The following is a 14262-nucleotide window of genomic DNA, read 5'->3' as shown; positions in this document are numbered from 1 at the left end:
ATTTTTTTCATTTCACTTTTCCTGCTTGCAACAGTTGCGTCCATTCCTCGTCTTCAAAGACGTACACACTGTTATCCGATGTCGCTAGCAAAAATCGCCCGTTTTGGCTGACCAGTTCGATCGGGACGCTGTCCGCGTTCAGCGAGGGCAGCTCCACGGTCGTCTCCGTCTCGTCGGTCAAATCCGAGACCACAAGATCGAACGAGGCACCGTCTTTCGTGATTGACGCCAATTTCCCTTTCGTCGATGCCATCGTGACGATATTCTTCTGTTCCAGGAACGGCTCGAACGTGTCTCCCCCGTCGTCTGAGACGAGGATGCCGTCCGGACCATAGACGAAGACGCGTTTCGGTTCACTTGCATCGGCCGTGATACCGGCGATGCCTCGACCTTCGATGCCATCCATCTCCATCGGCTCAAACGACGTACCGCCGTCGAGCGACCGATAAAAACCTGGTTCGAGTTCACTGGTCGCCGTTTCCAAATACACGTAGAGGCTCTCGGATTCGAAACCCGCACTCATATAGTGAAAATCGGCCTCACCTTCTAACGAGCGAATCTCGAGCGTCTCCCCTTTATCGGTCCCACGGACGACACCGAGGGGATTTTTATACGGCGAATCCTGTGCCGGGTGACCACTCGCATAGAATCCGTCTTTGACGAGCTCGAAGCCCATATAGTCGTGACGGTTCGACGACAATTCGTACCAGCCGTCTTCTCTGAATTCCATCAGTCCCGTATGCGTCGCGATGACCGGACGCCCGTCTGGCCAAAAGCCGGCACCGTGAATATGGGAGACCGCGGTGCCTGTTTTTGTCGCTGTCCAGCGGTCCGGCACCTGTTCCGTCGACGTCTCTTTTTCTTCCGTGACCGGTTCCTTCGACTCGCTCGCTGGTGTCGCACCCCCACACGAGGCAAGAAATACAGTCGTCAAAAACATCGGTACGAGTAGCTTTCGTTTCATAATAGTTCCCTCCATCTTTAGCATCCTCCTCATTATAGAGACCAAAGATGAAAGAATTGTTAAAGCTTGAGCGTCCGGGCATTGAGCGCGACGATGACGGTACTGAGACTCATGAGCACGGCACCGACGGCCGGTGACAAGATGATGCCGATTGGGGCCAACACACCGGCCGCGAGCGGGATGGCGACGATGTTATAGCCGGCGGCCCACCACAGATTCTGAATCATCTTGTTGTATGTGTTGCGAGACAAGTCGAGAATCGACAGCACGTCTTTCGGGTTGCTCCGGACGAGAACGATATCGGCCGTTTCGACGGCGACGTCGGTGCCGCTCCCGATGGCAATGCCGACGTCCGCTTGGGCCAAAGCCGGTGCATCATTAATGCCGTCCCCGACCATCGCCACTTTGCTGCCGTCGGCTTGGACGGTTTGCACTTGCCGTGATTTATCATCCGGCAACACTTCGGCGTACACTTCCTCGATATGAAGTTGCGACGCCACCCAGTCGGCCACTTTTCGGTTGTCACCAGTGAGCATGATCGAACGGACGCCCCGGTCTTTCAACGCTCGGACCGTCTCTTTCGCTTCATCGCGAACCATGTCCGCCAAGGCGATCATACCGACCAAGTCTCCGTCTCGAATCGTGAAGACGACGGTCTTCCCGGCGGCTGATAACTGGTCGAACGCCGTTTCGTCAATTGAGAGCTCATGCTCCCGAATATAGCGGGGGCTGACGACTTGAACGTGACCTCCCTCTACCTGTCCTTCTAATCCAACCCCCGTGATCGAAGCGAAATCGACGACTTCAGGCAACGTCAATTTGCGTGCTTCCGCTTCCCGAAGAATGCCTCGTGCGAGCGGATGCTGCGAGGCCGTCTCGACCGCGGCGGCCAGACGTAACACGTCCTCTTCTGTATGAGCAGATGCGGCTTCAATGTCCGTCACCCCGAAATCGCCTTGCGTCAACGTTCCCGTCTTATCGAAAATGACCGCATCGAGATGACGCGCCTCTTCGAATTGAGTCCGATTCCGAATCAACAGTCCGCGTTTCGCCGACAGGGCTGTCGAGACCGCCACGACGAGCGGAGACGCGAGACCGAGCGCGTGCGGACATGAGATGACCATGACGGTGACCATTCGTTCGACAGCCATACTGACCGGATATCCGAGAGCGACCCAAATGGCGAACGTCAGAACTCCCGATCCGACGGCGACATAAAACAAGAGCTTGGCGGCCCGATTGGCTAGGTTTTGCGTTTTCGATTTGGATTCCTGCGCTTCTTTGACCAAGTCGATGACTTTCGCCAAGTATGTGCTCTCTCCCGTGCTTGTCGTCGAAATCGTCATGCTACCTTCTTGGTTGATTGATCCTGCGATGACGACATCCCCGGTCTCTTTTTCGACAGGCATCGATTCACCGGTCAACATCGACTCATCGACCGTCGTCCGCCCTTTCAGCAGTTCCCCGTCGACAGGAATCTGCTCGCCCGGTTTGACGAGAATCAAATCCCCAGCAGCGAGCGCCGAGACGGGAACGTCCTCGATGTCACTCCCGTTGATGCGGTGTGCCACGCTCGGTAATAGACGAACGAGCTGTTGCAACGCGTTCGACGCACCCATGATTGAGCGCATCTCAATCCAGTGCCCGAGCAACATGATGACGATTAACGTCGCCAACTCCCAAAAGAAGTCATGCCCATGCCCGTATCCGAACACGATGGCAACACTATAGAAGTACGCGACGCTGATGGCAAGTCCAATCAGCATCATCATCCCCGGATTTCGTTGACGCAATTCATCGATGCTCCCTTTCAAAAACGGCCACCCTCCGTAGACGTACACAATCGTCGCCAACACGAATAGCGTCTCCTTTTCATAAGGAAACGTGAGTTCGAAACCGGCCCACTCTTGAATCATATCTGACAAGATGAGAATCGGGATCGTCAGCCCTAACGAGACGAAAAATCGACGCTTATACTCTTCAATCATCCCTTCATGTCCGCCGGTATGCGAGTCATGCGCTTCCCCGTGTTCATGATGAGATGACGCGTGGTGTGAATGTTCCACGTTGACCACCTCCTATGCATACCATATACCCCTATATAGTATATAAAAACTTATTTTCCGTTTAACAAATATTTCATAACTTGTTGGTATAACTAAATAGGCTCTCGCTTTTAACCGAAAGGATGATGCCTTATGAACCGCGTAACGAAATGGGTCATTGGGATGGTTATAGTCAGTATCGTGATTGGATTGTTCTTGCTTTTGTTCACGTTTGCTCCTGGAAACTGGATGATGGGAAACGGTTCATTCATGGGAGATCGAAACGATGGTGGCATGATGCATGGCAACGGCGGGATGGGACGTGGGGGTACCGTCGAGCTCGTCGCGTCGAACGAACCGAATCAACGACTCCCCATCCCGGAACGGCTACGACCTGACCGTGTCACGGACGAGGCGCTCTATTATACGGTTCGTACCGAACGTGGCGAGCACCGATTTTTCAATCAAGGTGTCAGTACCGAGACGCTCGGCTATAACGGGAATTTGCTCGGACCGATGATTGAATTACCAGCTGGAAAGACCGTCTATATCAATACAATCAATCAGCTCGATGAACCGACCTCGTTCCATTGGCACGGTCTCGTCATCCCGGGAGCCGAAGACGGCGGACCCCATCAATCGATTGCCCCGGGTGAACAAAGACAAGTTCGTCTCGATATCGACCAAGAACCGGGCACACTCTGGTTTCACCCGCATCCGATGGGCGCGACGGCCGAACAAGTATACCTTGGTTTGGCCGGACTCTTGTACGTGACGAACCAAGCGGAGACCGGGTTGCCGAATGAATACGGTGTTGATGACATCCCGCTCATCGTTCAAGACCGTCTCTTCACAGCCGACGGACAACTCGATTACGACCGCCAGATGAACATCGATGGGACGGTCGGTGATACGTTGATTGCGAACGGAGCGATCAATACAACGTTCGACGTGACGACGAACACGTTACGCGTCCGTCTCGTCAACGGCTCTAACGCCCGGAATCTCGACTTCTCCCTATCGAACGGGGAGGCGTTCACTCAAATCGCGACTGACGGCGGGTTGCTCGACCAACCGGTTTCGCTTGAGACGTTGACGCTCACACCTAGTGAACGGGCCGAGATTTTAATCGACTTTTCCGACTTGTCTCTCGAGGACGACATCGCTCTTCAAGCAGATGGGATCCCGTTCACGACGTTCACGGTGCGCGACCACATCGAGCAAGACGGTGATTGGACGGCAGCTTTCACGGAAGCCCCTGTCACTAACGAGTCGAGCGAGGCCGACCGACGCCTCACGTTGTTCGGGATGGGCAATATGGTGACGATTGACGGCAAACAGTTCGACCCTGACCGGATTGACATTAACGTCCGGCAAGGCTCGACCGAGGTGTGGGAAATTTATAACCGAGAGGACATGATGGGCGGGATGACCCACCCGTTCCACGTCCATGGCGTCCAATTCCGGATACTTGAACGGGACGGCAAGCCTCCGCCTGACAACGAACGTGGCTGGAAAGATACGGTCGCCGTCGCACCGGGCGAGAAAGTGAACATTGAAATGACGTTTCGAGAGACAGGGACGTTTATGTATCACTGCCACATCCTGGAGCATGAAGAAAACGGGATGATGGGACAATTGAAAGTAGACTAATCACACTTTACTTGGAGGGAATATGAATGAAATGGAATAAGAAACTCGGAATGATGACGATGGCACTCTCACTGAGCGGTTTACTCGTTGCTTGTGGTGAAAACGACACGACGAATAATGATACGAACATGAATGATCAAATGGAAGAGACGATGGACGGGAACGACCATTCAGGAATGGACATGTCCGGGTCTGGTGACGTCCCCGAAGGCTTGAAGTCAGCAGAGAACCCGACGTTCGCGGTCGGCGACACGGCCGTCATCACAGAGGCCCATATGCCTGGCATGGAAGGCGCGGAAGCGACCATCGTCGGCGCCTACGATACGGTCGCCTACAGTATCTCGTACGACCCGATGCACGGAGGCGAGCGCGTCAAAGACCATAAATGGATCATTCATGAAGAGATTGAAGGTGCACAGGACGACCCGTACGAGGTCGGCGACGAGGTTGAAGTCAATGCCGAGCATATGAGCGGTATGGGCGGAACGACTGCTACCATCGATTCTGTCGAAGAGACGACGGTCTATATGGTCGACTTCACGTTAGAATCCGGCGAAGAAGTGACCAACCATAAATGGGTCACCGAGGAAGAACTGTCGGCACCTTAATCGAGACGTTTGTCGGAACGTGGTCACGCCTTCTCAGTAAGAGCAGGCAAGTGAAACCGGGGCACATGCCTCGGTTTTTCTTATGTATGGGACGAAGCATTTCAAGGAAACAACTGACAAAAGAGATTGATTCTCATTAGCCTTTTTTTATCTAGGCTAAACTAATTAAAATTACCCTGTTTTTCAAAAGCTAAACAGCGAGAAATCGGAGTTTTTTTGAATTTTAGGCACATATCCTTTTACCAACAAAACGTTGTATGTCTCATTTTCGTTGATATGACTGGACTTTCTCTAATACATAATCGTTTTCATAACGATTATACTTTTTTGAAATATAAATGACATATTAGAATCTATTTTTTGATGGTAAAATTTTTTTATAAGGTAATTATCATTGTTCTGTCGCATTGTTCCATAATTGAAAGGATTTACCATACTATGAAAAAACAACTGATGACGATCACATTAGGCGCCCTTCTTGTTTCCGGCTTGACACTTCCCGCTTCGACACCGGTAGAGGCAGCTACATCGTATAAAGTCAAAGTCACGACGAATGTTTTGAACGTGCGGAGCGGCCCATCGACGTCTTATCAAAAAGTCGGCAGTGCCAAACTCGGCCAAACGTTCACCTATCTCGGCGCGACCGGTTCATGGACAAAAATCAATTATAACGGCAGTACAAAATACGTCTCGAGTACATATGTTAAAAAATATAGCAGCACGTCACTCCAAACAGCGACAGCGGGCAAGTTCTTGATTCCTGCGAAAGGCACGTTGACGCAAGGGTATGGCCCGGCGAGCGGCAAATACGGCTACACGTTCCATAACGGCATCGACTTGGCGGCCGCGAAAGGCACGACAGTCCAAGCTGGAGCATACGGTGAAGTCATCGTCGCCCGCAACTATGGAGCGTACGGTAACCACGTCATGATTTCGCACACGATCAACGGTCAAGCGTACACGAGCGTCTACGCCCATATGGATCGTTTGAACGTCGTCAAAGGACAAAAAGTCGCCAAAGGCGCGAAAATTGGAACGGTCGGCAACACCGGCAACTCGTTCGGAAGCCACCTTCATTTCGAAATCCATAAAAATAAATACGTCTACAGCAGCTCGACGGCTGCCAATAGCGTCAACCCGTATACGTTGTTCTAATCCTACCACCTTCCTCTAACATACGAGGAAGGTGTTTTTTCCTAGAATCGTGCGCATTCCGTCCGACTATCCCGGTTGTGACCCATTTCTAGCTAGGTCTATGGGGGGTATAGGGAATCATCGGCGAATATCGTATAATAAAGGAGTATGTCGATATTACTTTACGTATATATATAGCTTTATATCGAAGGGAGGTTCGCGCGATGACTCGAAAGTCATTCTATCCGGCTCGCCGGTACCATGGGCGCTCGACGGCTAAACGAATGAACCAGATTCACGCACCCCAGTCGTTACCGATTCATTCACTTGTCGAAGAAGTTCAAGATGCGGTCTGTTATATCGACTTCACACGGAACCATCTGTATTCGAACAAACAGCTTCGCGCCATCTGTCCCTCGATGGTCAACCAGCGTTTCTCGCGCCCAGAAGACATGGCCCGGTTCTTCCACGAAGCGTTCGAGCGGAACGGCGCAGATATGAACGATGTAACGCTGTTTTGGGAAGAACTCATGACGAACCGGTTCGGCTGTTGCCCGAGCATGGATGCGAAGTCGCTCCGCATCGGCGAGCGCACGATGCAAGTCATCGTGAACTTCACACATACGCCGCGCGGCGCATTCCTCATGTGGCGAGACATCACCGACTCGATCCGCTTCGAGGAGCAGAAAGACGCCTTCCTGGCCGAACTGTCCCACGAGTTCCGTTCCCCGCTCACGGCCATCAATGGTTACGCGGAACTGCTCATGTACCAACATGGCGACGACGAGAAAACACATGGGATGTTGACGCTCGTCAAACGGGAGGCCGAGCGACTCGAGCGGCTCGTCGATAATTTCCTCGACTACCAGCGTGTGAACTATTCCGTGGAGTTATTGTCGTTGTCGACGTTCGACTTGCGACCATTGCTCGAGGACATCGTCGTGCACTATCAAGCGACGGCCCCCCAGCATGACGTCATCTTGTCCGCGGATGACATGACCCTCGAGGCCGATCAGGAGAAGCTGTTGCAACTACTCCATAACTTGATCGGCAACGCGATCAAGTATTCGCCGAACGGCGGCACGGTCTACGTCGAGCTGACGACCGAAGACGACACGTATGTCCTGTCGGTCCGTGACACCGGAATCGGCATCCCGAGTGACGCCATCCCGTATGTGTTCGATGAGTATTACCGGGTCGACTCGGATGCACACCGTCCGATCAAAGGAACCGGTCTCGGCCTTCGCATCTGTAAACGGATCGCCGAAGCGCACGGCTGGGGCATCCATGCCGACTCCGTGTACGGGGAAGGCACGACGTTCTCCATCTACTTATATCCCAATAGTTCGACGCATGCGACGTCCCTCGCCGAACGGGAGACGTCCGACTGACAAGACCGTCTTTTTTGAATGAATCACCTTTAAAGCGGGAACAGACGAGAAGAGAAACGTAGAAAGGATGATTCGCATGAAACGTCAACGTGGCTTTTTGGCACTCCCGGTCGCCGTCGCCTTTATTCTCATTTTCGGACTGTTGTTCGACAACTGGTGGCTCGGACTCGGGATTGGCATCGCGATGTTCTTCGCGTTCCAAGGGACGAAGAAGAAGGCTTGAAACTTTTTGAGGCGGCGCCCGTAGTAATTGGACAAAGGAGGCATGCTCCATGTCCAATAAACAAACGACCGGCAGCTACGCCTTTCCGCTCGCCCTCGGCGTCGGTGTCTCGACTGCCATCGCGCTCGATCACTACTTGATTGGACTCGCAATTGGCATCGGGTTGTATTTTGCTTTTAGTGATTCGCCGAAGAAGACATGATAAAGACCGCTTCATTGAGCGGTCTTTGTCATATTTACTCGGTAGCAGTTGATTGATCTCATTTAAGGAAGGCTGATGTAGATGGCATCTACCAAACCTATACCCAAGTTTCAACTCGCTTTTGCGTTACTCCTGTTAGGAGGTGTCTTTTTCCTTCTTCATGAGGTAGATCAGCGAGAAACTTTTTTGAACGAAACGTTAACTGAGCATTTTTCAATCGATCAGAGCGCCTATGATGTCGAGTTCAGCATGAATCAATTTGGGTACTTATATCGCTTGAATTTCGAGGACGAAAACAGAGTCGAGTATGAATTTTTCGTCAAAACCAATCAAGAGAAAGAGTACGTCGTCACCTATTATGGACATAATTCAAAAGGCGATTCACCTTTGAAAGAAGATGAATTTACTACTTTGAACAAAGAATACTAAATCTAGAGAATTGCCATGAGAAGAGGCCAGCTGATGCGAACACGTCGCGCCAGCTGGCCTCTTTTTACAAATCGACTGAGGCATATCCCAGCCTCACTTCAATGACGCGACTTCGATTGGAACCGCTCGACTTCGTCCGTCATGATGGCGTCGACACCGGTCATGTCCGGCAACTCGCTCGGGTCATTGATGGTGTACAGGCGAAGCAACCGATTTTGTTCGCGCATCGCCGCCGCGTCCCTCGTCCCGATAAACTCCGGTTGGGCATGGACCGCCTCGGCACCGACTCGTTCGACGAACTCGACGAGCCGTGGATGCCCGTCCCCGGTCAAGACGGCGATTCGCGCCTCGCGGGCGACGTCCCGCAACCGGACGAGCGTGTCCGGGTTGAACGAGGAGAAGACGACACGCTCTTCTAACTTGAACTCGGTGACGGCGAGCCACGTCAAATACTCGATTCCTTCATAATCAAATTGATCCGTCTTCAACTCGATATTGAGCGTGACGTCGGAAGGTTCAATCAAGACGAGTACTTCCTCGAGCGTCGGGATCCGTTCCCCGCTCTCCGTCCGGAGCAAGCGGAGCTGTCGAAGCGTCATATCCTTGACGAAGCCGCTTCCGTTCGTCGTCCGGTCGACCGTCTCGTCATGGATCACAACGAGGCGTCCGTCGCGCGTCAATTGGACATCGAGCTCAATGCCGTCGACGTGAGGCAACGCCGCCTTGAACGCACTGATCGTGTTCTCCGGATATTTGGCGCTATAGCCGCGATGTGCGTAAATCAACATATCATTGTCCCAAGGTGGAAGTCGTCTCATCGGCCGCGCGCTTCAACGCCTCTTCGACCGATACGCCTTGGTATAGGCTCTCCATGGCGTTGACGACGCTTTGACGTGACTGCGGGAACGTCGAGATGAGGGCGCCTTGTGTCGCTGGCGAGGCTTTCGTCTCACTCAATTGATCGACCGTCACTTTCAGTTGCGGGTACTCGGCCCACATCTCTTTGACGATCGGCTCGTCATACGCCTCTGGGTTGATGGCGAAGTAGCCCGTCTCGACGTGCCATTTGGCCTGGGCTTCTTTCGATGCCGCATACTTCATGAACTCCCATGCGCCCTGCTTCGTCTCGTCGGCGATGCCGTCACCCATCCAGAGCGAGGCCCCACCGATGATGACACCTTCACGATCGGCTTCGTTCGGCACCGGCAAGTACGACGCCCCGACCTCGAAGTCAGCGTTGTCCGCCACGGTACGAATCCCAGCCGACGAGTCGAGATACATGGCAACTTTTCCGGATTGGAAAGCGGCACGCATGTCGTCCCAGTTTTGACCGACGTTCATGAATGTCTTCTCGTCATACATCTCTTTAATCAAGTTGAAGGCGTTCTGCCCTTCTTCCCCATCAAAGACAGCTTTCGTCGGTGCCCCGCTACGGCCGTTGTCGTTGTCGACATAGAGCCCGCCTTGCGCGGCGACAAGTTGCTCGAAGAACCAACCGTAGTTGAGCATCGTGAAGCCGGTCTGCCCGTCGGTCGTCAGTGCTTTCGCCGCTTGCTTCAGTTCGTCATACGTGCGCGGCGCTTTCTCTGGGTCGAGGCCTGCTTTTTCGAACGCGTCTTTGTTGTAGATGAGTACCGGTGTCGACGAGTTGAACGGCATCGAGTACTGCTTGCCGTCGACTTGGTAATAGCTCAAGATGTTCTCTTCCCAGACGCTCGTATCGAAGTCCTCTTTGTCGATGAACTCCTGGACCGGCGTGATTTTGTTTGAGTCGATCATATACTTCGTGCCGACCTCGAACGTCTGCATGATGGCCGGTGCGTCCGCTGACCCTGCGACGGCGTTGAACTTTGTGAGCGCCTCTTCATACGTGCCTTGGAACACCGGTTTCACTTCATACTCCTCTTGCGACTCGTTGAAAGCGTCGACTTGGTTGTTGAGAGCGGTCTCTAAGTCACCGCTCATCGCGTGCCAAAACACGACTTCTGTCTTCCCATCCGTCGTCGTGGTCGCCGCGGCTTCTTCCGCCTCTTGACTGCCACATGCCCCGAGCAATAATACCGAACTGGCCAACCCTGCGAATAATGCTTTCTTTTTCATGAACGTTTCCCCCTATTATTTGATCGCACCTTGCGTCAAGCCTTCCTGTAACTGCTTTTGTCCTGCGAATAACAGCATCAGCGTCGGGATGATGATCAAGATGACCGCCGCCATGACGACACCCCAATCCGAGGCGACCTCGTTCGACTGCATCTGCTTAATCCCGATTTGAACCGTGCGGGCCTGCTCCGTGTTTGTCACGAGGAGCGGCCATAAGTACATGTTCCATGTCGTCAAGAAGCTATATACCGACAACGTGACGAGCGGTGTCTTCGACACCGGCAAGACGACGTTCCAAAAGAAACGGAAGCGGCTGATGCCGGCGATTTGTGACGCCTCGTACATCTCGTACGGAATCGTCTTGAACTGTTGTCTTAGCAAAAACGTCCCGAACGCGAGCGCGAAGAACGGCACCGACAGCCCCCACACCGAGTTGAGCCAGCCGAGCGACTGAATCGTCAAGAAGTTCGGTACCATCGTCGCTTCCCACGGCACCATCATCGTCGCGAGGAAGAGCATAAAGATGAGCCCTTTCCCTTTGAAGTCGATGAAGACGAACGCGAAGGCGGCAAGACTCGACAAGACGACTTGACCGACCATGACGAGAAGCGCGACGACGAGACTGTTCCATAAGTACGTCATGAGCGGAATCCGCTCGAACGCGGCGACATAGTTGTCGAATGTGACGTCGCGTGGGATGAGGTTGCCTTTTAACACCTCACTCCCATCCATCAGGCTGATCGAGAACGCGTAGGCAATCGGGAACAGCATGACGACGGCGCTCAAGACGAGGAGCGTATACGTGACTACTTTCCGGAGGGTCATTGGTAATGCACCTTCCTTTCGACGAGTTTGAACTGGAGCCACGTCAATGCCAGCACCGCGAGAAACAAGAGCACGGCCTGCGCACTCGCCCCGCCGACGTTATAGTTGATGAACGCGTCCTTATAGATGGCGTAGACGATGACGTTCGTCGAATTCGTCGGCCCGCCTTTCGTGAGCAAATCGATTTGCCCGAACGTCTGGAACGCATTGATGAGCGAGATGATGCCGACGAAGAACAGCGTCGGGGACAGCATCGGGATGGTGATGGCCCGGAGTTGCGTCCAGTAGTTCGTCCCGGCGATGTCCGCACTCTCGTACAGCGTCCGGTCGATGTTTTGCAGCCCGCCGAGAAGAATCAAGAATGTGAAGCCGATGTTCATCCAGACGGTCGCGAGCGAAACGGATAGGAGCGCATACTGCGGGTCGAGGAGCCACTGCACCCCGCTCGTTCCGATCGCTTCCAAGAAACGGTTGAAGATGCCGATGGACGGGTTGTACATGAACATCCAAATGACAGATGAGGCTGCGACGCTCATCCCCATCGTCGCCGAGAACGCCGTCCGGAAGATGCCAATCCCGCGCAGCTTCTCGTTGGCGAGGAGCGCCAGACCGAGCGCGATGATGATTGTGAGCGGGACGGTCAACAGAACGAAGCCGACCGTCGCCTGAATGCTCTGCCAAAACGAGGCGCTCGTGAACAGCTTGGCGTAATGCTCGCCGCCGACGTAACTGAGCGGCGTCCCTTGTGTGTCCGTTTGAAAGAAACTCAAGTAAATCGTCCGGAACAGCGGATACACGAGGAAAATCCCAAATAACGCGATCGACGGGGACAAGTAGAGGAGCCCGCTCGTCGCGTCCGATAATCGGGTCCGGACGCGTTGTCTCGGAAGGGCGACCGTCATTGGAACACCTCCAACGCCTCGAACAGTTTCGGTTGCCGCGGTTCGATACGATTGCCGTTCGTATCAAACAAAGATATCTGTTTCGGGTCGACGTGACAGGCAATCTTCTCCCCGATCGACAGCGGCCATTGTCCCGGCCATTTGGCGAGCCATTCGACGCCACCCATATCGAAGGCGAGAATCGTCTCCGTGCCGAGCACCTCGATGTTCTTCAGTTCGGCATAGAACGTGACATCCTCTTTCGCCGGCGTGATTTGTTCCGGACGGATACCGAGCGTCGCCGTATCTTCTCGCGTCAGCGTGTTCGGATGGAACAGGCGTCCGTCCGAGGCGACCCAGCCCTTGTCACTCCGCTGCACCGGCGTCAAATTCATCGGCGGTGAACCGATGAACGAGGCGACGAACGTGTTCGCCGGCTTATTGTACAAATCGAGCGGTTGACCGACTTGTTGGACCTCGCCATCGTTCAACAGCATCATCCGGTCGGCCATCGTCATCGCCTCGACTTGGTCGTGCGTAACGTAAATCATCGTCAGCTTGAGCTTGCGTTGCAGCTGCCGGATCTCCGAGCGCATTTTGGCCCGAAGTTTCGCATCCAAGTTCGAGAGCGGCTCGTCCATGAGGCAGATCGGTGACTCGGTGACGATGGCCCGGGCCAGTGCGACCCGTTGCCGTTGCCCGCCCGACAGCTCGCGTGGCTTTCGCTTCAAATAGTCGGTCAGTCCGAGCGTCTCGGCCGCTTCCAAGCAACGTTCGCGCTGCTCGAGCTTCGTCAGCCCTTTCGTATGTAACCCGAACGTGATGTTTTTCTCGACGGTCATATGCGGATAGAGCGCATAGTTTTGGAACACCATCGACAGTTGGCGTTCGCTCGGTTTCAAGTCGTTCGCGGCGACGCCGTCGATGCGGAGCGTCCCGCTCGTGATTGACTCGAGCCCAGCAATCATCCGGAGCATCGTGCTCTTCCCGCAACCCGACGGTCCGACGAGGGCGAAGAATTCACCGGCCTCGATCGTCACGTCGATGCCACGGATGACTTCCGTCTCGTCGTATGACTTTTTGATATTCTGCAGTTGAATCGATTTCATATGATATCCTCCTTCATTCCTTGCGACGCCCATAATCGCTCATCCCCGGTCGAGACGGCGAACGCCCCGTGAGAAAGTGCTTCATGCACGTGAATCGGTTTTCGAATCATCCCACCCGTCACAATCGGCAACGAGACGTGTTCCGCGACGTGCTCGATGACACTCGGAATGAGACCCGGCATCAGTTCGAGCGCGTCCGGCTGTTGGTCTTTCGCCATCTTGATGCCTGACGAGATGGCGTCCGAGTCGACGAGGAACAGGCGCTGCACCGTCATCAGGCCGGCCCGTTTGGCGTGTTGGATGACAGACGCCTTCGTCGTCACAATCCCGTCGGCGCCGACGCGTTTCGCCAAATAGTCGATGCCGTCACGGTCGAGACTGATGCCGTTGATGCGTTCGGCGTGCAGGAACACGGTCCGATTCTCGCGCTTCAAATGGGCGACGTAGCGATCGAGCGTGCTGAGCGTCCCCATCATGAGGAACGTCGTCGTCACGTCCGACTGCAGGAACTTCTCGAGTTGTTTCGGTGATTTGATGGAGGCAATCATCTTCTCTTGTCCGATCGTGCGGAGCGTTTCATTCACTTGAATCATCCTTCCCTAAAAAAAGGACCAACAGAAACAGGACGTCATCGACGTACGGGCTTCTGTTGGTCTCTCGAATGTTCTACCGGTTGCTATTCACTTGGCATGAGGGGT

General features: G+C 53.9%; 15 protein-coding genes. 7 read left to right on the top strand and 8 right to left on the bottom strand.

Annotated elements, in window-relative coordinates; genetic code table 11:
• Positions 1 to 7: 7 nt before the first annotated feature.
• Together KNP68_RS04015 and KNP68_RS04010 are read right to left on the bottom strand one after the other, a co-directional pair.
• Complete coding sequence (locus tag KNP68_RS04015) at positions 8 to 964, bottom strand: F510_1955 family glycosylhydrolase (protein WP_131471400.1); 957 nt, start codon at positions 962 to 964, stop codon at positions 8 to 10.
• 59 nt (positions 965 to 1023) lie between these two features.
• Positions 1024 to 2880 carry a heavy metal translocating P-type ATPase gene (locus tag KNP68_RS04010; protein ID WP_370448607.1) on the bottom strand — a complete coding sequence of 619 codons (1857 nt, stop codon included), beginning with the start codon at positions 2878 to 2880 and terminating at the stop codon, positions 1024 to 1026.
• 282 nt (positions 2881 to 3162) lie between these two features.
• On the opposite strand from KNP68_RS04010, the gene KNP68_RS04005 reads away from it, so the two are divergent.
• The 7 genes from KNP68_RS04005 (at position 3163) to KNP68_RS03975 (ending at position 8649) form a co-directional block, all read left to right on the top strand.
• Positions 3163 to 4662, top strand: a complete 1500-nt coding sequence (locus KNP68_RS04005) for a multicopper oxidase family protein (RefSeq protein WP_251130791.1) — start codon at positions 3163 to 3165, stop codon at positions 4660 to 4662.
• Between the two features lie 26 nt (positions 4663 to 4688).
• On the top strand, positions 4689 to 5270 hold the full coding sequence (locus KNP68_RS04000) for a YdhK family protein (RefSeq protein WP_131471402.1): 582 nt from the start codon (positions 4689 to 4691) through the stop codon (positions 5268 to 5270).
• Between the two features lie 438 nt (positions 5271 to 5708).
• Positions 5709 to 6425: a peptidoglycan DD-metalloendopeptidase family protein gene (locus KNP68_RS03995; protein WP_058764770.1), complete on the top strand. Its 717-nt coding sequence runs from the start codon at positions 5709 to 5711 to the stop codon at positions 6423 to 6425.
• Positions 6426 to 6628: 203 nt separating this feature from the next.
• A complete protein-coding gene (locus KNP68_RS03990; protein WP_251130790.1) occupies positions 6629 to 7795 on the top strand; it encodes a sensor histidine kinase in 1167 nt (388 codons plus the stop codon).
• Positions 7796 to 7871: 76 nt separating this feature from the next.
• On the top strand, positions 7872 to 8018 hold the full coding sequence (locus KNP68_RS03985; RefSeq protein ID WP_021066172.1) for a hypothetical protein: 147 nt from the start codon (positions 7872 to 7874) through the stop codon (positions 8016 to 8018).
• A gap of 49 nt (positions 8019 to 8067) precedes the next feature.
• Positions 8068 to 8220, top strand: coding sequence for a hypothetical protein (locus KNP68_RS03980; RefSeq protein ID WP_160327095.1), 153 nt, complete (start codon positions 8068 to 8070; stop codon positions 8218 to 8220).
• An 81-nt stretch (positions 8221 to 8301) separates the two neighbouring features.
• Positions 8302 to 8649 carry a hypothetical protein gene (locus KNP68_RS03975; RefSeq protein ID WP_214756124.1) on the top strand — a complete coding sequence of 116 codons (348 nt, stop codon included), beginning with the start codon at positions 8302 to 8304 and terminating at the stop codon, positions 8647 to 8649.
• Between the two features lie 98 nt (positions 8650 to 8747).
• Here the strand turns inward: KNP68_RS03975 and KNP68_RS03970 are convergent, their stop codons facing one another.
• From KNP68_RS03970 to KNP68_RS03945, 6 genes are read right to left on the bottom strand one after another with little or no spacing between them, the layout of a single operon-like run.
• On the bottom strand, positions 8748 to 9437 hold the full coding sequence (locus tag KNP68_RS03970) for a glycerophosphodiester phosphodiesterase (protein ID WP_214756122.1): 690 nt from the start codon (positions 9435 to 9437) through the stop codon (positions 8748 to 8750).
• A gap of 1 nt (position 9438) precedes the next feature.
• Complete coding sequence (locus KNP68_RS03965; protein WP_214798711.1) at positions 9439 to 10749, bottom strand: ABC transporter substrate-binding protein; 1311 nt, start codon at positions 10747 to 10749, stop codon at positions 9439 to 9441.
• A 15-nt stretch (positions 10750 to 10764) separates the two neighbouring features.
• Positions 10765 to 11574: a carbohydrate ABC transporter permease gene (locus KNP68_RS03960; RefSeq protein ID WP_029594714.1), complete on the bottom strand. Its 810-nt coding sequence runs from the start codon at positions 11572 to 11574 to the stop codon at positions 10765 to 10767.
• Positions 11571 to 12476 carry a carbohydrate ABC transporter permease gene (locus KNP68_RS03955; protein WP_214798708.1) on the bottom strand — a complete coding sequence of 302 codons (906 nt, stop codon included), beginning with the start codon at positions 12474 to 12476 and terminating at the stop codon, positions 11571 to 11573. Before KNP68_RS03955 ends, KNP68_RS03960 begins: the two co-directional genes overlap by 4 nt.
• On the bottom strand, positions 12473 to 13564 hold the full coding sequence (locus tag KNP68_RS03950) for an ABC transporter ATP-binding protein (protein WP_131471407.1): 1092 nt from the start codon (positions 13562 to 13564) through the stop codon (positions 12473 to 12475). The genes KNP68_RS03955 and KNP68_RS03950 overlap by 4 nt, the downstream gene beginning before the upstream one ends.
• The gene (locus tag KNP68_RS03945; protein WP_370448784.1) at positions 13561 to 14148 is read right to left on the bottom strand and encodes a glycerol-3-phosphate responsive antiterminator; all 588 of its coding nucleotides are present in this window, start codon (positions 14146 to 14148) and stop codon (positions 13561 to 13563) included. The genes KNP68_RS03950 and KNP68_RS03945 overlap by 4 nt, the downstream gene beginning before the upstream one ends.
• Positions 14149 to 14262: the final 114 nt, after the last annotated feature.

Source organism: Exiguobacterium sp. s50, assembly GCF_018618175.1.
Taxonomy (GTDB): Bacteria; Bacillota; Bacilli; order Exiguobacteriales; family Exiguobacteriaceae; genus Exiguobacterium; species Exiguobacterium chiriqhucha.
Note: the sequence above shows the minus strand (reverse complement) of the source record. Positions and strands in the feature narration are given on the sequence as shown.